This is a genomic window from Providencia sp., from assembly GCF_052096715.1.
Lineage (GTDB): Bacteria > Pseudomonadota > Gammaproteobacteria > Enterobacterales > Enterobacteriaceae > Providencia.
This window is the reverse complement of sequence record NZ_JBQDNB010000042.1, coordinates 1-21,372: the sequence shown is the minus strand read 5'-3', so window position 1 is coordinate 21,372 and position 21,372 is coordinate 1. Positions and strand designations below refer to the sequence as shown.

General features: G+C 38.7%; 19 protein-coding genes. 12 read left to right on the top strand and 7 right to left on the bottom strand.

The window, feature by feature from the left end:
* Positions 1–204 precede the first annotated feature (204 nt).
* The gene (gene dinG, locus ACTH6U_RS20470; protein WP_294103241.1) at positions 205–2,316 is read left to right on the top strand and encodes an ATP-dependent DNA helicase DinG; all 2,112 of its coding nucleotides are present in this window, start codon (positions 205–207) and stop codon (positions 2,314–2,316) included.
* A 3-nt stretch (positions 2,317–2,319) separates the two neighbouring features.
* Entirely contained in the window at positions 2,320–2,649 is a 330-nt protein-coding gene (locus ACTH6U_RS20465) for a DHCW motif cupin fold protein (RefSeq protein WP_294103236.1), read from the top strand.
* A gap of 211 nt (positions 2,650–2,860) precedes the next feature.
* Here the strand turns inward: ACTH6U_RS20465 and dps are convergent, their stop codons facing one another.
* Both dps and rhtA read right to left on the bottom strand, forming a co-directional pair.
* On the bottom strand, positions 2,861–3,364 hold the full coding sequence (gene dps, locus ACTH6U_RS20460) for a DNA starvation/stationary phase protection protein Dps (RefSeq protein WP_294103232.1): 504 nt from the start codon (positions 3,362–3,364) through the stop codon (positions 2,861–2,863).
* Between the two features lie 313 nt (positions 3,365–3,677).
* Positions 3,678–4,565: a threonine/homoserine exporter RhtA gene (gene rhtA / locus ACTH6U_RS20455; protein ID WP_441833029.1), complete on the bottom strand. Its 888-nt coding sequence runs from the start codon at positions 4,563–4,565 to the stop codon at positions 3,678–3,680.
* A gap of 414 nt (positions 4,566–4,979) precedes the next feature.
* On the opposite strand from rhtA, the gene ACTH6U_RS20450 reads away from it, so the two are divergent.
* The 3 genes from ACTH6U_RS20450 to ACTH6U_RS20440 all read left to right on the top strand — a co-directional run bounded on the left by ACTH6U_RS20450 (position 4,980) and on the right by ACTH6U_RS20440 (position 8,159).
* Positions 4,980–5,555, top strand: coding sequence for a TIGR00730 family Rossman fold protein (locus tag ACTH6U_RS20450; RefSeq protein WP_336428903.1), 576 nt, complete (start codon positions 4,980–4,982; stop codon positions 5,553–5,555).
* A 52-nt stretch (positions 5,556–5,607) separates the two neighbouring features.
* The gene (locus tag ACTH6U_RS20445; protein WP_441833028.1) at positions 5,608–6,066 is read left to right on the top strand and encodes a GNAT family N-acetyltransferase; all 459 of its coding nucleotides are present in this window, start codon (positions 5,608–5,610) and stop codon (positions 6,064–6,066) included.
* 494 nt (positions 6,067–6,560) lie between these two features.
* Complete coding sequence (locus tag ACTH6U_RS20440) at positions 6,561–8,159, top strand: ABC-F family ATPase (protein ID WP_294103224.1); 1,599 nt, start codon at positions 6,561–6,563, stop codon at positions 8,157–8,159.
* A 92-nt stretch (positions 8,160–8,251) separates the two neighbouring features.
* Here ACTH6U_RS20440 and ACTH6U_RS20435 read toward each other — a convergent pair whose 3' ends face one another.
* The 3 genes from ACTH6U_RS20435 to moeA all read right to left on the bottom strand — a co-directional run bounded on the left by ACTH6U_RS20435 (position 8,252) and on the right by moeA (position 10,768).
* The gene (locus ACTH6U_RS20435; RefSeq protein WP_441833027.1) at positions 8,252–8,587 is read right to left on the bottom strand and encodes a zinc ribbon domain-containing protein YjdM; all 336 of its coding nucleotides are present in this window, start codon (positions 8,585–8,587) and stop codon (positions 8,252–8,254) included.
* 172 nt (positions 8,588–8,759) lie between these two features.
* Positions 8,760–9,521: a molybdopterin-synthase adenylyltransferase MoeB gene (gene moeB / locus ACTH6U_RS20430; protein ID WP_294103220.1), complete on the bottom strand. Its 762-nt coding sequence runs from the start codon at positions 9,519–9,521 to the stop codon at positions 8,760–8,762.
* 5 nt (positions 9,522–9,526) lie between these two features.
* Positions 9,527–10,768 (bottom strand): molybdopterin molybdotransferase MoeA, encoded by a 1,242-nt coding sequence (gene moeA, locus ACTH6U_RS20425; protein ID WP_441833026.1) that lies wholly within the window; start codon positions 10,766–10,768, stop codon positions 9,527–9,529.
* Between the two features lie 456 nt (positions 10,769–11,224).
* On the opposite strand from moeA, the gene folE reads away from it, so the two are divergent.
* A complete protein-coding gene (gene folE / locus ACTH6U_RS20420; protein ID WP_294103216.1) occupies positions 11,225–11,884 on the top strand; it encodes a GTP cyclohydrolase I FolE in 660 nt (219 codons plus the stop codon).
* A 3-nt stretch (positions 11,885–11,887) separates the two neighbouring features.
* Positions 11,888–13,063: a DUF418 domain-containing protein YeiB gene (gene yeiB / locus ACTH6U_RS20415; protein ID WP_441833025.1), complete on the top strand. Its 1,176-nt coding sequence runs from the start codon at positions 11,888–11,890 to the stop codon at positions 13,061–13,063.
* A gap of 50 nt (positions 13,064–13,113) precedes the next feature.
* Here yeiB and sanA read toward each other — a convergent pair whose 3' ends face one another.
* Positions 13,114–13,818: an outer membrane permeability protein SanA gene (gene sanA / locus ACTH6U_RS20410; RefSeq protein ID WP_294103213.1), complete on the bottom strand. Its 705-nt coding sequence runs from the start codon at positions 13,816–13,818 to the stop codon at positions 13,114–13,116.
* A gap of 486 nt (positions 13,819–14,304) precedes the next feature.
* Here sanA and ACTH6U_RS20405 point away from each other — a divergent pair, with 486 nt between their 5' ends.
* The 5 genes from ACTH6U_RS20405 to ACTH6U_RS20385 all read left to right on the top strand — a co-directional run bounded on the left by ACTH6U_RS20405 (position 14,305) and on the right by ACTH6U_RS20385 (position 19,155).
* On the top strand, positions 14,305–14,997 hold the full coding sequence (locus ACTH6U_RS20405; protein WP_294103211.1) for a carbohydrate-binding family 9-like protein: 693 nt from the start codon (positions 14,305–14,307) through the stop codon (positions 14,995–14,997).
* 205 nt (positions 14,998–15,202) lie between these two features.
* Positions 15,203–16,123, top strand: a complete 921-nt coding sequence (murQ, locus tag ACTH6U_RS20400) for an N-acetylmuramic acid 6-phosphate etherase (protein ID WP_441833024.1) — start codon at positions 15,203–15,205, stop codon at positions 16,121–16,123.
* Between the two features lie 24 nt (positions 16,124–16,147).
* The gene (locus tag ACTH6U_RS20395) at positions 16,148–17,512 is read left to right on the top strand and encodes a PTS transporter subunit EIIC (protein WP_441833023.1); all 1,365 of its coding nucleotides are present in this window, start codon (positions 16,148–16,150) and stop codon (positions 17,510–17,512) included.
* Between the two features lie 15 nt (positions 17,513–17,527).
* Positions 17,528–18,373, top strand: a complete 846-nt coding sequence (locus tag ACTH6U_RS20390) for a MurR/RpiR family transcriptional regulator (RefSeq protein WP_294103207.1) — start codon at positions 17,528–17,530, stop codon at positions 18,371–18,373.
* Positions 18,373–19,155 (top strand): sulfite exporter TauE/SafE family protein, encoded by a 783-nt coding sequence (locus ACTH6U_RS20385; protein ID WP_294103205.1) that lies wholly within the window; start codon positions 18,373–18,375, stop codon positions 19,153–19,155. Before ACTH6U_RS20390 ends, ACTH6U_RS20385 begins: the two co-directional genes overlap by 1 nt.
* 72 nt (positions 19,156–19,227) lie before the next feature.
* On the opposite strand, the gene ACTH6U_RS20380 is transcribed toward ACTH6U_RS20385, so the two are convergent.
* A complete protein-coding gene (locus ACTH6U_RS20380) occupies positions 19,228–20,925 on the bottom strand; it encodes an NAD-dependent malic enzyme (RefSeq protein ID WP_294103203.1) in 1,698 nt (565 codons plus the stop codon).
* Between the last annotated feature and the right edge of the window lie 447 nt (positions 20,926–21,372).

Genomic DNA, 21,372 nt, shown 5'->3' with positions numbered 1-21,372 from the left:
GAACACAAAGTATAACTGGATGGTTGTTGCAAACAAGTTAAAAGCGACATTTTATGCGCTTTTGCAAATCGCTTCCCAATTTTAATGTATAATGGGTTTTAATACAGTAGTTTTGCGAAGCGGTTGGCAAAAGTAATCTTTTTACTTTTGTGCTATTTATCTACTAGGTTATCGTACATTTCAAATTTGGTTATCGCGTAATTTATGTCCCTGTCTAATAAAATAAAAGAACAAATAACGGAGTGGTATAAAGGCTTATCACTACAAATTGACGGGTTTGTTTCCCGTGAGCCTCAACGTCAAATGATTGCTGAGGTAGCTAAAAACTTGGCTGATGCCGATGGACGCCATTTAGTGATAGAGGCTCCTACTGGGGTTGGTAAAACACTGTCTTACCTAATTCCGGGGATTGCGGTAGCGCGTGAAGAAGGTAAAACCCTGGTTGTGAGTACTGCCAATGTCGCGCTGCAAGACCAAATTTTTAGTAAAGACTTGCCACTACTAAGCAAAATTATTCCAGATCTTAAATTTACTGGCGCATTCGGCCGTGCACGTTATGTTTGTCCGCGAAATCTAGAAGCAATTTGTGCCGCAGAAGGAGATCAAATTGATTTAATGTTGTTGGTTGAGGATAAAACCGAAATCGCCAATAGTGAAGAACGTGCGATTTGCCAGCAATTACGTAATGATTTTCATAGTTTTGCTTGGGATGGGTTAAGAGATCACCATAAACGCGCTTTTAGCCATAGCTTATGGCGTAAAGTTAGTACAGATAAAATGAATTGTTTAGGGCGAAATTGTCAGTTTTATCAACGTTGTCCATTTTTTATTGCTCGACGTGAAATTGATGATGCGGACGTTGTCGTTGCAAATCACGCACTCGTCATGGCGGCAATGGAAACTGAGTCCGTATTGCCCGATCCTAAAAAATTATTACTTGTACTGGATGAAGGTCATCATGTTCCTGATGTTGCGAGAGATGCCCTTGAAGTTGAAGGTGAAATTACTTTAGTTCAATTAACTGCACAAATTGATAGCTTTATTCAACATGTTACGCAGTATGTTGCCCAGTTTCGTCCAGCAAAACCTCCAAAGTTAGCAAACCCAGAGAAATTACAAAAGCATGCAGAAAAACTACGAGAAACATTTCGTGATTTTTCCGTGTTAGCAAATGCGTTATTACCTGAAACATCAAAAGATACAGAATATTTATTTCCTTTAGGTGTATTGCCTGAATCTATGCAATTAAGTTGTCAGGAACTCTTTAAGTTAACAGATGGTTTTAAAGGGCTTGCAGAAGCAATACTCAGTGATTTAACAGAGCAAACCGCCAAACAAGATATCGTGCGTTTGCATCGTTCTATACTGACAACTAGCAGAGCAATGGGTTATTTTGAAAATATGGCTAAGTTATGGCGGTTAGCTGCCCTTGATCAAAGCTCAGGTGCGCCAGTTTCTAAATGGCTAAGTCGCCGTTATGAGAAAAATCAATCTCGCTTTTTTATGCATTGTGCGGGTATTAGAGTCAGTGAGCAGCTTCAGCACTTACTATGGCGTAATATCCCTCATATTGTGATTACTTCTGCAACGCTTAGATCACTCAATAGTTATTCAAGATTTATGGAGCTAAGTGGTTTGTCTGAAAAAAACGATGACCGCTTTGTGACCCTTTCCTCGCCATTTAATCATACAGAGCAAGGAAAATTGATCATTCCACAAATGAAATATGAACCCACTATGGATAATGAAGCGAACCATTTAGCTGAAATGGCGACTTTCTTTCGTAGTGAATTCATTAAAGAAACCCATCGTGGTGTATTGGTTTTATTTAGTAGCCAAAGAGCGATGGATGGATTTTTAGAGCATGTAAAAGATTTACGATTACAGCTACTTGTTCAAGGGGATCAACCTCGTTATCGTTTAGTTGAAACACATTGCGAAAGAATTGATCAAGGGCAAAAAAGTGCGCTAATGGGGTTACAATCTTTCGCTGAAGGATTAGATTTAAAAGGCGAATATCTGACTCAGGTACACATCCATAAAATTGCATTTCCACCTGTCACAAATCCTGTCATTATCACTGAGGGAGACTGGCTAAAATCATTGAAACGCTATCCTTTTGAGGTTCAAAGTTTACCTAGTGCGTCATTTAACTTGATCCAACAATCAGGGCGGCTTATTCGGAGCCATGAATGTTACGGTGAAATAATTATCTATGATAAACGTTTGATCACTAAAAATTATGGGAAGCGTTTATTAAATGCGTTGCCTATTTTCCCAATAGAGCGACCTGAAATGCCTGATAGCGAGAAATAGCTGATGCAAATGAATAATATTCCATTTGGCCTAACTAATTGGGCCGAAATTGAGCCAGAAACTCATCAAGGTGAACAGGGTTATGCATTATGGCGTACTGCAAAATATGGTGACATCCGTGTAAGGATGGTTGAATACTCTGCGGGATATATTGCGGATCATTGGTGTTTAAAAGGGCATATTTTGTTGTGTTTAGAAGGTGAATTACATTCTGAGCTTGATGATGGTCGAACGTTTATTTTAACGCCTGGGATTAGTTACCAAGTAGCGGATAACGCTGAAGCACATCGCTCCTCAACGCCAATGGGCGCTAAATTGTTTATTGTGGACTAAAGAGAAACAGCTAATATGTTTTTTAATAATGAATAATGTGCTATTTATTATTTGATGTGGATTTTGTGCGTTTTTTAGGTAGTTTAATTAGTGCCACATAATTAATACCTAAAAAGAGAGGCCACATTTAGTGGCCTCTTGGTCAATTTAAATTGACTCTGTTTAACGACATTGCTTTTGTACTTGGGACTGCTTAATTTAAAATACAGTTTTATTCAATATTGGCTTCAATGAACCAGAGAAACTTGTCTAGATCACGTGATGCTGCGGTAAACATATCAGCAGTATCTTCGTCTTCAACTTCATTAATCGCTTTACGGAGATCATTTGCGACAACAGCATAGCGATCAGCTAATGCTTTTAAGTGATCTTGCACCGTGTGAATATTGGTTGGATAAGCTTCTAAAGATGTTAATCTATTTACTTCTTGGGTTGTACCGATAGCCACACCACCAAGCTGAACTGCACGCTCTGCGAATTCATCTAGATGTTCAACAATTGTGGTTCTAAAGCCATCAAGCATTTCATGCACGGCAATAAAATTACGTCCACGCATATTCCAATGTGCTTGTTTAGTCATTAAAGATAGATCAGTAAAATGGATGACCATGATATTAAGTATATCAATGGTTTCTAATTTTACACTATCTTCTAAATCATTACGGGTATATAACAGTTCTTTTGAAGATGTTTTAAATAATTTAGCTGTACTCATGATTCATCCTCTTTTTAATATTAATTTATTTAGTAACTTTATCTGTTAATAAATATAAAACATAAATTGTAATTTGTCATAGAGTAATAATCGATTGATCTAATAGGTAAATCCAATATAGTGTCACCGATTTTTTTCATTAAGGGCTATTTTAATTTTAAGCACATGTAACTGTTATATTAAGGTAAAGGAAATTAACTAATATTTCAAATTTATGAAGAAATTTTTACAAGAAAAAAGGCTAATAAATATGAATGTATGAATTTATTAGCCTTATTAGCATGTTAAAATACTTTATTATTCAACTTATTTGCTAGGCGACTTTCTCTATTTTAGGTTTAGGCGTTGCGGTTGATGTCGACCCTATTGAAGCGCAAACGATGCAGAGCAGTGCAAGCCATTGTGTGTTGGTTAGATGTTCTTGTAGGAAGATAATTCCTAAGAATGCGCCCATACAGGGTTCAAGGCTCATTAATGTCCCAAAAGTACGAGCGGGAAGACGGGTTAATGCAATCATTTCTAAGGTATAAGGAAATGCGGTAGACAGTATGGCGACGGCTAATGCCAGAGGCAAAATAGCGGGATCAAACATCACCTCGACTCCCGTTTGCATTAAGCCTATAGGAAAGAAAATTAGTGCTGAAATAAATGATCCAATAGCCACCGTTGCTGCACCATATCCGGCGCCAGCACGTTTACCAAAGATAATATAAATTCCCCAACAGACACCAGCACCTAGAGCATACAGCACCCCAACGGGATCTAATGAGTTAATGTTATCGCCAATGGGTAGCAAAAAGAGTAGACCGGCGATAACGAGTCCTATCCAGAGAAAATCAATTGGTCGGCGTGAGGAAAACATGGCAACAGCCAACGGACCCGTGAATTCTAATGCCACGGCAATACCTAAAGGAATTCGTTCAAGAGCGAGATAAAATAGGTAGTTCATTGTGCCGAGTGAAATACCATAAGTTAGTAGGGGGATTATCGAATTCTTTCTAAAATTTAATCGCCAAGGCTTGAAAATAGCGCATAAAATGATTGTTGCAAGTAATAGACGTAAGCCTGTTACACCAGGAGCGCCGATAACGGGAAATAATGTTTTAGCCAAAGATGCGCCACTTTGAATAGAAGCCATTGCTAATAATAGCAACCCTATAGGTAATAGTGGCAAAACACTCTTTTTAATATCGGCAGACATGAATAATTAAACCTCAGAAAATACGTTATTAATCAGGCGAAAACTTACTTAATTTAAAGCAATTGGTTGTTTTATAAATGAACGTTTTGTGTAAGCAAACAGTTCTAAAAAATAATATTTCGCAATAGAAAATAGAACAATATGATGACATCTAAAGTGATATTCACTCGATGTGAAAATATTTATCAGAATTATGTCATAGAATAGGTTTAGTTAATATGGTTTATCAAGATGAAAGCTCAATGATATAGACTACTGAAATATGGCGGTTTAGCAGGTATTGGCTGTAACCAGAATCGGGGCGCTATTAATTATGTGGTTTGTATGTTGAGCTTTTCTTCAGGTACCCTATAGTTATGGCTTAAAAATAGTTATCGTTTAAAAAATGACAGAAAATTAAGGTATAAGTAAGTAATGAGAAAAATTAAAAGTGTAGCAGTATATTGTGGTTCTAGTATGGGCTCAAATGAGATTTATCAGCAACAAGCAATTGAATTTGCAAAAGAAATGGTTAAGCGTGATATTACTTTAGTTTATGGTGGCGCAAGTGTTGGAATTATGGGCACAATTGCGGACACAATATTATCTCTTGGCGGTAAAGCTATTGGTGTTATCCCATCGTTACTTGAAGAGCGAGAAATATCGCATAAAAATCTGACTGAATTATATAAAGTTGAAACTATGCATCAGCGCAAAAGTAAAATGATTGAGCTGGCCGATGCTTTTGTCGCTTTACCAGGTGGATACGGTACTCTTGAAGAGTACAGTGAAGTGTTTACTTGGAGCCAAATTGGTTTACATACAAAGCCTTGTGCATTATTTAATATTAATAATTACTGGCAACCGTTGATTGATATGACCAACAAAATGGCGGATGAAGGTTTTTTACATGAAAAATATCGTCATATGGCGATTGTAGAAACTACGCCAACGGCAATATTAGATAAATTTGAAACTTATATTGCGCCACCCGTGAAAACTTACGATTGATAACAAATTCGTTAATAATAAAGCCGTTGATGACGTTAGTTGTGAGGTTAGGATGATAAGAAAAGCAGCAAAAAATGACCTTGATGAGATTTTTGTTTTATACCAACTGCTATTTTTTGAAATGGCAGCGCTTGATCCTGAGAGGATGAAACCGGTTGAACAATCATCTGAGTTTATTCACGATGCCATCGAAAATCCTAAGTTTCATTTTTTAGTTGCTGCTATCGAAAATAAAATTAAAGGGTTCTGTATTGCTCAGAAGCAATCAGCTCCCGCTTATAATTGTATGGTTCCCAGAGATTTTGCTTATGTTTTTGATTTCGTGGTTGCGCCTGATTCTCGGGGTGAAAAAATAGGCCATCAATTACTTAATGAAATGAAAGGTTGGGCAAAAGAAAATAAGTTAAGTCATTTGGAGCTTTCTATTTTTTCACAAAATCATCAAGCGATTAAATTTTATGAAAGAGAAGGCCTAACCGAGATAACTCGTACAATGGGAATTAAACTATAAAATATTTAATCGGCCTGTCATAGGTCAATTTTCTCATTTCATCTTTAATATTACTTTAGTTGTCATGTTAATTGGCTAAATAAAGTCATTAAGGTAAATATAAGCACAAATATAAAATGATATAACAGATATTTCTATTTCAGTATCATGCAATACAAAATAGCTTGTCTTATCAGCAAATTATGTGCTGTTCTATGATTTTGAATGATGGAGCATATTGAAAATATTCACTATTTTCAAAGAACATGTTTCAAAGTTATAAGGTTAATTAAAACAGCACAAGATCTAAGCGTCTAATTGTGGCATAATGCGCCGCTATTTGTACCTATCATACTTCAAGTCGCATGTGCGTTAACTTCGCTAGGCTAGCCGGATCACATCGTTCATCTATACTCACAGGGTGGGATAGTAACGCTCGCGGCCTTCATGCTACTCGATTTATTTAAAGTATAGTGGTGGGGCAACTCTACATATGATTAATTTAAGGCCTAGAAGTGTTAACGACAAACAATATCACTATGCAGTTTGGCAGCAAGCCACTGTTTGAAAATATTTCAGTTAAATTTGGAACAGGAAATCGTTACGGTTTAATCGGCGCTAATGGTGCGGGTAAATCAACGTTTATGAAGATATTAGGTGATGATTTAACACCTTCTGCTGGTAACGTGAGCATTACTGATCCGAATGAACGTATTGGTAAATTACGCCAAGATCAATTTGCATTTGAAGAATTTACCGTTCTTGATACCGTCATCATGGGGCATGGTGAACTGTGGGATGTGAAACAAGAGCGCGATCGTATTTATGCGTCACCTGAAATGAGCGAAGAAGATGGCTATCGCGTCGCTGATCTTGAAGTTGCTTATGGTGAGATGGATGGCTACAGCGCAGAATCGCGTGCAGGTGAATTATTACTTGGTGTTGGTATTCCCGTAGAGCAACATTACGGCCCAATGAGCGAAGTCGCCCCAGGTTGGAAATTGCGTGTGCTTCTAGCACAGGCACTATTTTCAAACCCAGAAATTTTGTTACTTGATGAGCCGACGAATAACCTTGATATCGATACTATTCGTTGGTTAGAGCAAGTGCTGAGTGAACGTGATTGCACCATGGTTATTATTTCCCATGATAGGCATTTTTTGAATACTGTGTGTACGCATATGGCCGATCTAGATTATGGTGAACTACGTTTGTTCCCAGGTAACTATGACGAATATATGATTGCCGCGACACAAGTAAGAGATCGCTTAGTTTCTGATAATGCGAAGAAAAAAGCACAGATTGCTGAACTTCAATCATTTGTCAGCCGTTTTAGTGCTAACGCATCTAAATCAAAGCAAGCAACGTCACGAGCGCGTCAAATTGATAAAATTCAGTTAGATGAAGTTAAGGCCTCTAGCCGTCAAAATCCATTTATCCGTTTTGAGCAAGATAAAAAATTGTTCCGTAATGCCCTTGAGTTAGAAGGTGTGGCGAATGGTTACGGTCAAGAACCCTTGTTTAAAAACTTGAATTTACTGCTTGAAGTGGGTGAAAAAGTTGCTGTTATTGGTGCGAATGGTATCGGTAAAACAACATTTTTGAAAACACTCGTTGGCGAAAAACCACCGACCAGTGGTAGCGTTAAATGGTCTGAAAATAGCAGTATTGGCTATTATGCACAGGATCATGCTGAAGATTTCGACACCGATCTCAATGTTTTTGATTGGATGAGTCAATGGAAAAGTGAAGGGGATGACGAGCAAGCGGTTCGCAGTATTTTAGGTCGCTTACTGTTCTCCCAAGATGACATTAAGAAAAAAGTATCAGTGTTATCTGGTGGTGAGCAAGGCCGTATGTTATTTGGTAAGCTGATGATGCAGCAACCAAATATTCTTATTATGGATGAACCAACTAACCACTTGGATATGGAATCTATTGAGTCAATTAATATGGCTCTTGAGATGTATGAAGGAACGCTGATTTTTGTTTCCCATGACCGTGAATTTGTTGGCTCACTCGCTAGCCGTATTTTAGAAATTAAAGATAATAAAATCATTGATTTTAAAGGTACTTATGATGAGTATCTAACGAGTCAAGGTGTTGTTTTATAAAATTTTAATTTAACAAAAAATAAAAAATAAATAGCCCCTTTTTCTGTGAAGATGAAGGGGCTATTTTATTGATGAAGATAAGGAAAACTAATTTAGTTTTTCTTCACAAATTCAGATTTTAATTTCATTTGGCCGAAACCATCAATTTTGCAATCGATGTTGTGATCGCCTTCAACGAGACGAATTCCTTTCACACGTGTTCCAATTTTTAGCATTGATGAGCTGCCTTTCACTTTAAGATCTTTGATTACAGTGATTGTATCGCCATCTGCTAACAAGTTACCATTGGCATCTTTAACGACTAATTCGTCAAGATCTGCTGTAGGTTCGGCATCATTCCATTCATGTGCACACTCAGGGCAGACATACATTTCGTTATCAGTATAGGTGTATTCAGACTGACATTTAGGGCAAGGAGGGAATTGCATATTAGTACTCTCAGTGACTTATCAAAAAATGAAAAGTGGTTATAGTCTTATTCACTATCACCACGAAAGAGGCATAGTATAAGGTTAAAGACTAATTAAAACATTTTTTCGGATTATTCTTAATAAATGGTGCAAAAAAATGGCGAGCGTTCACTCACCATAAACGAGGTTATTATGACGAAGCGGTCTGAGAACAGACTTCACAATGAGGATCTTTTGCCAGTTTAAATTGACGAAAATCCATACTCATTGCATCGAATAGCAGGACTTTACCGACATTCACTTTGCCATATTGCGTTAGTAATTTAATTGTTTCCATGGCTTCTAAGGTACCGATTGTACCGACAAGCGGCGCCATTACCCCAGCTTCCACACAAGTTAAACTGTTTTCACCAAATAGACGGCTTAAGCAATGATAGCAAGGTGTATTATCTTCATATGTAAAAACAGACAGTTGACCTTCCATACGAATTGCCGCGCCGGAAACTAACGGTTTTTTATGCGAAAGACATAATCGATTTAGCTGTTCGCGTATTGCAACATTGTCTGTGCAATCAAGTATAACTTGATGTGTTTTTATCAATGCATCGAGCTGATTATCATCAAGTTGTGCATTTATCGCTTCAATATGAATGTGTGGATTGATTGCCGTTAATTGCGATTTTGCAGAATCAACTTTGGGTGCGCCGATGGTTGCATCGCGATGTAGCGTTTGTCTTTGCAAATTCGATAAAGAAACAGTATCAAAATCCACCAAAGTTAAATAGCCAACCCCTGCGGCGGCAAGGTATTGGGTTGCTGCGCAGCCAAGACCACCAAGACCAATAACCAGCACTTTGCTGGCTTTTAATTTTTCCTGCCCGTCAAAATCAAATCCACGTAAAATAATTTGACGGTTATAACGCAGCATTTCTTCATCGCTAAGTTCTTGCACTGTTGTTATTCACTTTTCAGTAAGTAATTAAACATTTCAACTTCCACCATTTCACCCGCAGCAACATGGCCACGCTCTCTTTCAAGAACAATAAAACAGTTAGCTTGGCTAAACGAGCTGAATATATGGGAACCTTGGTGTCCGGTCGTGGCAACTTGTAGTTGGCCTTGTTCATTGGTGCTTAATACACCACGCTGAAAATCCAGTCGTCCAATCGATTTTTTTAATGGGGTAATTGTGGGAACTTTAAATCGAATAGGAGCGTGCCATTGACTATGGCCATTAAGGCGAGCTATCAGCGGTTGTACTAATTGATAGAAAGTGAGTGCCGCGGATACTGGGTTGCCCGGCAGTCCACAAAACCATGCTGAGCTTAATTTACCAAATGCGAAAGGTTTACCCGGTTTAATTGCTAATTTCCAAAAACCGATTTGACCTAACTCGTCGAGAATTTGTTTTGTATAGTCGGCTTCACCAACGGAAACGCCACCACTACTAATGACTAAATCTGCTTGGCTATCTGCCTCAATAAAAGTTTGTTTGAGTTTTTCAGGTGAATCAGGGATCACACCAAAATCTAACACTTCACAATTGAGTTTTTCTAGCATCAAACTGACTGCAAAACGGTTGGTATCATAAATTTGTCCGTCAGCCAGTGGTTGGCCGACCGCTTGTAATTCGTCACCAGTTGAAAACACAGCTACTTTTAAGCGGCGGTATACAGTGATATCAGAAATACCCAGCGAGGCGATCAGGGGTAATTGAGCGGTAGAAAGTAAGGTACCGGCAGGGAAAACTGGATTACCTTGTGAGATATCTTCACCAGCTTTACGTACATTACTGCCTTTTTTAAATGATTCAGTGAAGATAATACCCTGTTCTGTTTGCTTAGTTGATTCCTGCATGACGACGGTGTCTACACCTTCAGGAATTGGGGCACCAGTCATGATGCGTACACAGCTGCCTGCGGTTATTTTTCCTTGCATTGGGCTGCCTGCGAATGACTTTCCAGCGACTGGCATGGGTGTTTTTCCATCCCAGTGTGCAAAATTCAGTCCATAGCCATCCATTGCAGAATTATCAAATGGGGGAACATTAATGGGTGAAATTAGATCGGCTGCGATCACGCGTTGAGCAGAATCGGTTAATGGAATGATTTCTGTTTGGGTCATTATTTGTGTTTGAGACAGTAGTTTTTCGAGTGCAAGCTCGAGAGAAATCAAATCGTTAGTATGGTTCTGGTTCAAGGTCGTTACCCCTATTATTGTTATTCGCCGTCGAGGCTTAAAATATATCTATGGTTGTTATTATGTCAGATATCACTGTATGGGTGAATGAATAGAAATTGATTACGGATAGCTTTTGAATGAATTTTTACGTTGAACCGATAGGTCAATAGGCAATAAAAGTCATAATAGAGAGAAAATTGTGTTGTTGTATTGATGTTAACAAATATAAGAATAAACTATTCAACAAGAAATGATTTTTACTCAAAATAGTTTACTGCGTTCTATTACACACTTTTAAATAATGATATATCTATTTAAAAGTCCAATAGTTATGGTGAATAAGTGTATGGCGGGATATGCAAATATTTCATCCCGATCTCGGAGGTTGTGCTGGATTATCTACACCTGCTGTTTTAGAGTACCGCACACGCCTGTATTTAAATAAAAATAATTAAACTATCTGTGGAGGATCACATGTCATCGCTGAGTAAAGAGGCCGAATTAGTACATGCAGCTTTGGAAGCTAGAGGGCTTGAGACCCCATTACGTATTCAACCAAAATTAGGTGAAGAACGTAAGCAACTGATTGAAGGGCACATGGCTGAGGTCATGAAGCTATTGAATTTAGATTTAACGGATGACAGCTTAGCGGATACCCCGCGTCGTATAGCAAAAATGTATGTTGATGAAATTTTTTCGGGGCTCGATTACGCTAATTTTCCGAAAATCACTTTAATTGAAAATAAAATGAAAGTTGATGAAATGGTGACTGTCCGCGACATTACGCTGACAAGTACTTGCGAACATCATTTTGTGACTATCGATGGTAAAGCAATCGTGGCTTATATTCCAAAAGATAAAGTCATTGGTTTGTCTAAAATTAATCGAATTGTTCAGTTCTTCTCTCAGCGTCCGCAAGTGCAAGAGCGTTTGACGCAACAAATTCTCGTTGCTTTACAAACCCTGCTTGGAACTAATAATGTCGCAGTATCGATTGATGCTGTGCATTATTGCGTAAAAGCCCGGGGTATTCGAGATGCTACCAGTGCAACAACCACAACATCGTTAGGTGGCTTGTTTAAATCGAGCCAAAATACCCGCCAAGAATTTCTACGTGCAGTTCGCCATAATTAATCAATGACAACAACCGAATATTCAATCGCCCCAAAAGGGCGAATTGAGCAACTCGATACCGTGCGTGGCATAGCAATCTTAGGCATTCTGCTGATGAATATTTTTGCTTTTGCTTTGCCGCAAACTGCTTATCTAAATCCTTTTTATAGCCCAACGGTGCAGCCATCTGAAGCGATTGTTTGGGGGATTTTCAATCTATTTTTTCAAGGTAAAGTTCTTGCTATTTTCACCTTATTATTTGGTGCAACTTTGGCTCTGCTACATCAACGCTCATATCGATGGAATCAGTGTCGGTTAATAGTTCTAGCTATTTTTGGTTTAATTCATGGTGTCGGTTTTTGGGATGGCGATATCTTATTGGCTTATTCGCTAACTGGGTTTGTCGCACTCTATATGTTAAATCACGGCAGTAAAATAACATTATTGAAGATTGCAATTGCAATTTACCTAATTGGATTAGTGATTTTATGGGTTTTGGGAAGCGGTGTTGACCCCTCCTATTTTTGGCAAGTCACTGATGCTCAGGTTTTTTTTGAAGCATCTCAAAAAACTATCGGTGGAATGGAAAGTTTACTGCATCGTGCTGATTGTATGTTAACTATGATAGAAATGTTATTGGTGCAATATGGATGGCAATTATTAGCACTGATGACTGTGGGGGCTTTATTGATGCAAAATGGTTGGCTTCGTGGACAGTTTAGCCAATCACATTATCGCTTGATGGCGCTGATTTTGATCCCTCCGGCTTTACTTGTACAAATACTTTCACTGTATATTCAAAGCTTATTTGGTTGGAGTTTTTTTGCTACTTCTATTGTCGGGTATATCATTAATGAGCTAATGATACCTTTGCAATCATTAGGGTATATTGCGTTAATTTATGGATTTTGGCGGAGTTTTCAACAAAGCGTTATTGCAAGATTACTACAAAATATTGGACGGATGGCATTAAGTAACTATTTACTGCAAACGCTAATTTGTACGACAATATTTTATCATTTAGGCTATTTTGGTTCTTTTACTCGTGTTGAATTATTAGTTTTTATTGTCCCTATTTGGGGAGTGAATTTAGCTTTCTCTTATTATTGGTTACAGTTTTTCAAACAAGGCCCCATTGAATGGAGTTGGCGTAAATTGACTGAAAAACTGTATCATTTATCGGTTGATAAAACTCAGTAGTATAAGGCGCTTTAACTTCTATGTTTTTTTAATATCAATTGGTGTCGTTGTTAGCTTAACTTACTTGCTTCTTCAGGTGAAACCGCAGGGTAACCTTTAATTCCATCAGGCATTTTTATGGGGGCAGGAATTGATTCTTGTTCCCCTAAAAATTTGGGTTCGCGTTTGAGAATATATAAGTCAGCAAGGGCACCAAGGCGTGCAAAAACCTCACGAACACGGACTTTGTACATGCCTTGCGGTGTTGGTACGGCTAAACATTGGGCATCAATCCCTTTATGTTTGGCAATAAATACCGCTCTTTCACAGTGAAAGCGCTGTGTGATAATAGTGAAATTATCTGTATCAAATACTTTTTTGGTGCGAACAACGGAATCAAGGGTTCTGAAACCCGCAAAATCAAGTACGATTTTAGATGCAGGTACTCCCGCTTTTATCAGGTCTTTGCGCATATTAATGGGTTCATTGTAATTATGAGCACCATTATCACCACTCAGTAGCAAATATTTCACTTTTCCACTGTGATAAGCATCTGCGGCACCTTTGATTCGATAGGTGTAATATAGATTTGTGACTCCAGAGGCATAATATTTAGATGTGCCAAGTACCATCCCGACATCCCGCGCAGGTAATTTTTCTATATCTTCATAGATATAGGGCGCAGTGTCCCAGCCAATCCAACGATCAAGTAAAATAACGGTGGCAAAAGCTATCCCTACGAAAAGTAACAGACCATAAAGCAGACGCTTCCTCATGTCCTAGCCTTGAAAATAAATAGTCATAGCGATTAGGCTACTTGAGTTAAATTAGTGACGCAAGTCGCGTAACGTAAAGTCATGTCAATATAATGAACAATATTCAAGTTGACTAAGGGGCAGGGCTGATATTTTCTTTATAATTGCGAATAATTCCTCATTATCATCCAATCAAATGAATAATTTCTAATAATAGAATCTCAATTTTTCGTATGAAAAATAGCCTATATCCTTGTGGGTGAATAGATTATATCCGTTATTGAATAGTGAGCCGCTTCACAAAGAAGTAGTTTTTATTTAACAAGCCTATTTGTTTTGAAATTTTAATTCTATATTGATTATAAGTTATGAAATTTTATTTCTTCGTCAATGCACATAACTCAGTTATAAAGCTATTTAGTGATAAGTTGAAACAGCAAAAATAGTACATGAAAAACATATTCAATAAGAATAGAGACTGTAATTCGATACGTGAGGAACGAAACTATGAAATTAAAAACCTTGTTAGCCGCGGCAGCTATGTTAGTAACGGCGAGTGTTGCTGCAAAAGAGTATCAAATTAATCATACGGCTCAGATAAAATCGCTGAGTGATGCGAAAAATGTCGCGGTATGGGAGCAAGCTGAGGTATTAACTGATTTTAGTTATCCATGGGAAAAAGAGACACCACCAAAAACAGATTTCCGTGCATTATGGAGTGATAATACCTTATATTTCCGTTTTATCGCCGATGATAAAGATATCCAACTCGGCAATGATCCTGATAAAGATCAGGCGGTATTAGATTCGGATCGCGTTGAATTATTTTTTGCGACTAGCCCCGAATTAAAACCTTATTATACGGCAGAAATGGACCCTAAAGGTCGTACTTTTGATGCGAAAGCTAATTTTTATCGTGAAGTTGATCCAAGTTGGAATTGGGAAACATTGCAAACTGTCGGTGAAATCACGCCTGAAGGCTATGTGTTAACGGGTAAAATTGACCTCGATGAATTTACTCGTCTTAACTTATGGCAAGATGCAGACAAAAAAACGCTAATGTGTGCCATTTTACGTGGTGAATTTAGTGCGGGTGAGCCAAAACAAGTTCGTAAATGGATAAGTTGGATCCATCCTGATTCAGTAAAACCTGATTTCCATATCCCTTCTGCATTTGGTAGCTGTAAGTTGGTTAAATAATACGTTTACCGGCAGTGAGTTACTGCCGGTTATACTCTTTCTATTGGTTCAATTTATCTTAAATAGTTAATGATTTACACGATAGTTGTGAACAGCATCACGTTAGCCAATGCTGCTGAAGGATTTCTGGTAATATAAATTGAAATTTAAATTCATCTAATGTAGTTTTTAATGAAATATAATTTCAAATGATTTGAGGTGTTTTATGTCTCTAGCCGAAAATACACTGAGTGATTGCCTACAAAATGAATTCAATCAGGAAACATTACAGTTTTCGCGTTTGGAGACACTCGCCATGGTCAGCGCAATTAATCAAGCTGATGGCACGGTAGCGGGTGCAATTCAAACTGTTTTACCTGCGATTGCTGAAGCAGTTGATGCCATTGCGGAACGTTTAAAGCAGGGTGGTCGCCTATTTTATGCAGGCGCAGGAACCAGTGGCAGACTTGCTGTACTCGATAGCGCTGAATGCCCTCCAACATTTGGTACTGCTCCTGAAATGGTACAGTCCATCATTGCGGGTGGCCAAGATGCGATGTTAAAAGCAGTTGAAAATATTGAAGATTCAACACAGGCTGCCATTGATGAATTAATCAAACGTGGTTTGTGTGAAAAAGATGTCGTTGTCGGTATTGCAGCTAGTGGTCGTACACCATTTACCCTCGCCGCGATTGACTATGCGAACCAATTAGGGGCTTTAACGGTTGCTATTACGACGCGAGGACGAGGCCTAATTAGTGAAGTTGCAAGATTTGTGATTGCACCAGATGTGGGGCCTGAGGTGTTATCTGGCTCAACGCGAATGAAAAGTGGCACCGCACAAAAAATGATCCTCGGCATGCTCAGCACTTGCGTAATGGGGCGTTTAGGCCGAATTCATACCAATTTAATGGTGGATGTGGTTGCCAGTAATATCAAACTATTACGTCGAGCAGAACGTATCGTTGGCGAAGTCTGCATGATTGATACTCAAACTGCCGCCAACTTATTAAAACAAGTCGATTACCATCCGCGACGCGCAATTCTAATGCATGAACTTAATATTAATGCACAGCAAGCGACGGATATTGTGTCACAGCATCCACACACAGCATTGGATGATATGTTGAAAACTAAACAGTCTTGATATCGTCAACACCAGGGGAATGATATGGCTAATAAAATAGAACATCTGGAAGTACTCGCCAGAGAAATAGAAAAATATGCGGGCGGCTTTGAGAACATTGCAACATTAACTCACTGTATGACCCGCATCCGTTTAGTTTTAAAAGATAATGACAAATTTGACGCAGAAGCGCTTAAAAAAATTGAAGGTGTCAAAGGGGTTATCTTTAATGGTGAACAACAACAAGTTATCGTCGGCATGGGCACAGCAGCAAAAGTATTTTCGGTGATGAATAAGCGGATGCAGGGAAGTGCATCGGTGAATACTGACAATGCAACGCCTGTAGCTGCAAAAAAAGGCTTTTCAATTCGTCGCACATTGAATACGTTAGCTGCAATTTTTGTTCCAACCATTCCGGCATTAATTGGTTGCGGTCTTATTATGGGGCTAATCAATATTATTCGTTTGGTCGCGCCGGGTGTTGTTGACCAGTTTCCTGAATTATTCAAACTATTGAAATTAATTGGTAGCTCCGTTTTTGTTTATTTATCTATCATGATTGGGGTAAATACGGCAAAAGAGCTTGGTGCTTCAACTTCAATAGGTGCGGTAATGGCAGGCTTACTGTCAATGCCGGGCTTGGCCGATATCACGTTATTTGGCGATAAACTTCAACCTAACAGCGGGGGTATTTTTGCTGTGTTGATGGTGGTTGTTTTCTCTTCCAAATTTGAAGTGTGGTTTAGAAGCATTATCAAAGAAAGTTTAGACCTGATTATTACACCCTTTGTGACGATTCTCGTTTCCGCTATGGTGGCGATTATCATCTTCCAACCCGCAGGTCATTATTTAAATCAAATCTTGGCACAAGGTGTTTCAGTCGCTTTATTAGATAGCGGCGGTGGCGCGGTGGCGACGGGCGGTATTTTAGGGGGCAGTTTTTTATTCCTATTATTGACTGGCTTGCATCAAGGGCTTATCCCGATCCATGCAGAAATTTTGCAAACATTTGGCCTTAATTATCTATTCCCAATATTGGCAATGGGTGGAATGGGGCAAGTAGGATCATGCTTCTGGGTATTCTTAAAAACCAAAAATCAACGTTTGAAAAAAACCTTAGTGGGTGCGTTGCCTGTGGGTATCTTTGGTGTCGGTGAACCGTTATTATTCGGTGTGTCATTGCCTTTGGGAAAACCATTTATTGCCGGTTGTATTGGTGGCGCGGCAGGTGGTGCACTGATGGCCTTCTTCCATGTTGGTATCATTATTCCATTTGGTACGGCTGGTTTGTCTTTAATTCCATTAGTCGGTGACGGTCAAATACTGGATTTTCTCATTGCAGTTGTCGGTGCATGGATTGTCGGTTTCATTGCCAGTATGATACTAGGCTTCACTGACCCAGAAAAATAACGAAAAGGAATAGCCATGTCGACACTGACGGTAAAATTGGAAAGCTTACTGACAAGAGGTAAAGGAACTGAGCAGCGCATCGCTAGTTTTTTGCTGGAGCATCGAGATAGTCTGATTGCGATGAATGCTGCTGAGCTTGCGCAAGCCGCAGGTGTCAGTAGTGCTTCGGTTATCCGCTTTTCTCGCCAGATGGGTTACCGTGGCTATCCCGAGTTTAAAGTTGATTATTTATCGGATGAAAAACAGCATAGAGCTGAGAGTTTATATGGCAATTTGAGTCGTAGTGATGATACGGCTCAGATAATTGCGAAAACGGGGCAAATGTTTATTTCTGCCATCGAGAAATCACTAGAATTACTTGAACCTTCAATTGTTGATGAAATAGCCCAAAAAATGGTCAGTGCAAAACGTATTGTATTATTTGGTATTGGTTCATCAGCTATTGTTGCTAGTGATATTTTTCATAAATTAATTCGCGTTAATAAGCATACTCTGTTCAGTTATGACTTACATGTTCAGCTCAGTTATTCGGCAAATTTAAGTCCTGATGATTTCGCTATTGCAGTCACTGCTCGAGGTAATACGCAAGAAGTAAACAACATGTTACGTTCAGCCAAAGAAACGGGTTGCACGACAGTTGCTTTAACGCGTTTTGGGCAAGACGATGCAACTAAAATAGCCGATTTCACACTACCTTATTTCTATGATGAGCAGCACTCACAGTTGGGTGTCATTACACCGCAAGTTTTACAGATGGTAGCTTTTGATACTTTATTTTTTAAATATCTCACGTTAGCAGACAGTGACGCTGATATTGCGTTGCAAAAAGGCCGACGCGCTCTGATACAAGGCAAGAGCTAATGATTTTGACTGAGTTGGCGATCGGTGCTGTGATTGGGCTGATAATTAGTACAACCGGTGTTGGTGGCGGGGTTATTGTTTTACCGATATTAACGTATTTTTTTGGGCTGAATGCCCTTGCTGCGGTTGCAACCGCCAACTTTCTATCAATGCTAATGAAGGTTTCTTCTTCATATATGCATTTTCGATTAGGGAATATTCCGCTTAAAGGGGCAATGATTGTACTTGCGATTATGCTTCCAAGTACTTTTCTTTCTAGCCTCTTGGTGACTTGGCTGGGAAGTTTACCTGAATATGAAAAACAGGTTGAGTGGGGGATTAATTTGCTGGTTGCGACGGCTATTATTTTCTCACTTTACTTATTTATTCAGCGAATGTTTTTTTCTTCACCAATTAAAAAACAACTAGTCAAAACGAACCAATTGCGTGCAATGGCAATACCTGCAATTCTCGCTGGAATTGTGTTAGGTGCAACGGGGGTAGGTGGTGGCGTTGTGGTATTACCGATGTTATTACGTTATATGCAACTTAATATTAAGCAGGCTATTGGCACATCAATACTGGTGACGACGATACTATCGGGTTCATCTGCATTTGCTTATGCACAAGATGGCTATACAGATTTTAAATTAGCGTTAATCCTATGTGTTGGCGCATTAATCGTTATGCCACTGGCTAAATATTTACTGATCCATTTATCCGAACGCGCTTTTCAATATATCACGCTATTATTAATTGCTTGCAGTGCAATTATGATGACATTAAATCTATTTTCTTTTTAAAAATCACAACTCAGAATTAAATAAAAAAGGAGCGCCTTACGGCACTCCTTATCCATTCATATTAAAAATATTTTAAAATGAAGTTCTTTTATAAGTACGATATTCAGGTTTCCAGAAATTCCGTTCAATAGCTTCATTTAATGCATCGTCAGAAGTCACAGTTGCAACGCCTTGAACTTGCGCCTCTTTAGCCACTTGTTTCGCTATAATACGTGAAACTTCTTGGATATCAGACAGAAGAGGTAATAACGGGCCTTCTCCATCTTTCGCTAATGGCGAACAGCCTGCCAGTGCACGGCTGGCGGCCATTAACATTGCTTCAGTAACACGTTTTGCCCCAGAAGCAATAACACCTAAACCAATGCCTGGGAAGATATATGAGTTATTGCATTGAGCAATTGGGAATACTTTATCTTTATATGAAACAGGGCTAAATGGACTACCAGTTGCAACAAGTGCTTGGCCTTCTGTCCAATTAATAATGTCTTCTGGGCGAGCTTCGACACGTGAAGTTGGATTTGAAAGCGGCATCACAATCGGTCTAGCGCAGTGTTTATGCATTTCTTTAATAATTTCTTCAGTGAACAGACCTGCTTGTCCCGAAACACCAATTAAAATCGTTGGTTTTGCATTACGCACAACATCGAGCAGAGAAATTGAATCGCTATTGACGTCCCAGCCACTAATATTTTCACTGCTTTGAGTTAGTTTACTTTGGAAATCGAGTAAATTAGGCAGTTTATCGGTGAGTAGACCAAAGCGGTCAACCATATAGATGCGCGAGCGAGCTTGCTCATCACTCAAACCTTCAGATTTCATTTGCGAGACAATTTGCTCTGCAATACCGCAGCCAGCGGAACCTGCACCTAAGAAGGTGACGCGTTGATCGCTAAGCTTACTTCCAGCGGCATTGCTAGCTGCAATTAAGCTACCAAGGGCGACGGATGCAGTGCCTTGAATATCATCATTAAAGCAGCAAAGTTCATCACGGTAACGTGTTAGCAATGGCATGGCATTATTTTGTGCAAAATCTTCAAATTGCAGTAATACATTTGGCCAGCGGCGTTTAACGGCCTGAACAAATTCATCAAGAAATTCGTTATATTCTTCACCGGTAATACGCGGATGGCGCCATCCCATATAAAGCGGGTCATTAAGGCGTTGTGGATTGTTAGTTCCCACATCAATAACAACAGGTAATGTATAGGCTGGGCTGATACCACCACAAGCGGTATAAAGGGAAAGCTTACCAATAGGAATGCCCATCCCGCCGATACCTTGGTCACCGAGACCTAAAATACGTTCACCATCTGTGACCACAATAACTTTTACATTTTGTTTAGTGGCATTTTGTAACATATCATCGATATGTGCACGGTTTGGGTAAGAGATAAACAAACCTCGAGCACGGCGATAAATATCAGAAAAATGTTCGCAAGCTTCACCTACTGTTGGCGTATAGATGACAGGCATTACATCGGTTAGGTGGGCATCAATTAAACGATAAAATAAGGTTTCATTGGTGTCTTGAATGTTTCGTAAATAAATATGTTTATCAATATCAGTTTTAAAATCAACTAACTGACGATGTGCGCGTTCTACTTGTTCTTCGATAGTTTCAACTTGCTCTGGCAACAAACCATGTAAGTTGAAATTGGCACGTTCTTCTTCAGTAAAAGCACTTCCTTTGTTAAGTAAAGGAAATTCTAGCAAAATTGGACCAGCGTAGGGAATATAGAGAGGGCGTTTTGTTTCGTGTTCATGTTCCATGAAATATCACTCTTCGGACGATTAATTAACAACAGTCAGGTTAGATCCTAAGCCAAATAGAAAATATGTACAGTAAATATTGATGCAAAATCGTTAAAATATTTACCGATTTATATTACCTATATGATAAGGAATTTTTTGACAGAAGGGAATTTTAGCTGCTATTTGCGTAGTCATTACGATGGATAGATCACGCTTGGTTAAATAATGAATGTATTATCGTTATTTTTACGTTTTTAAACGTTAGTTTTGCTTTTTTTAGGTGAGTTTTTTTAACATTTCCTCCTTATTTTTAGTAGGTTGCTGATTAAAATAGTGGGTTCACTGTAAGTGAAATCATATTTTTAAATATCATATATTGCTGCAAGTTTTTAACTGTTTTAGCTTAGGGCTATTAATTTATATTTTAATCTTGGGGTAAATTATAGATGAAAATTAAAAACATAT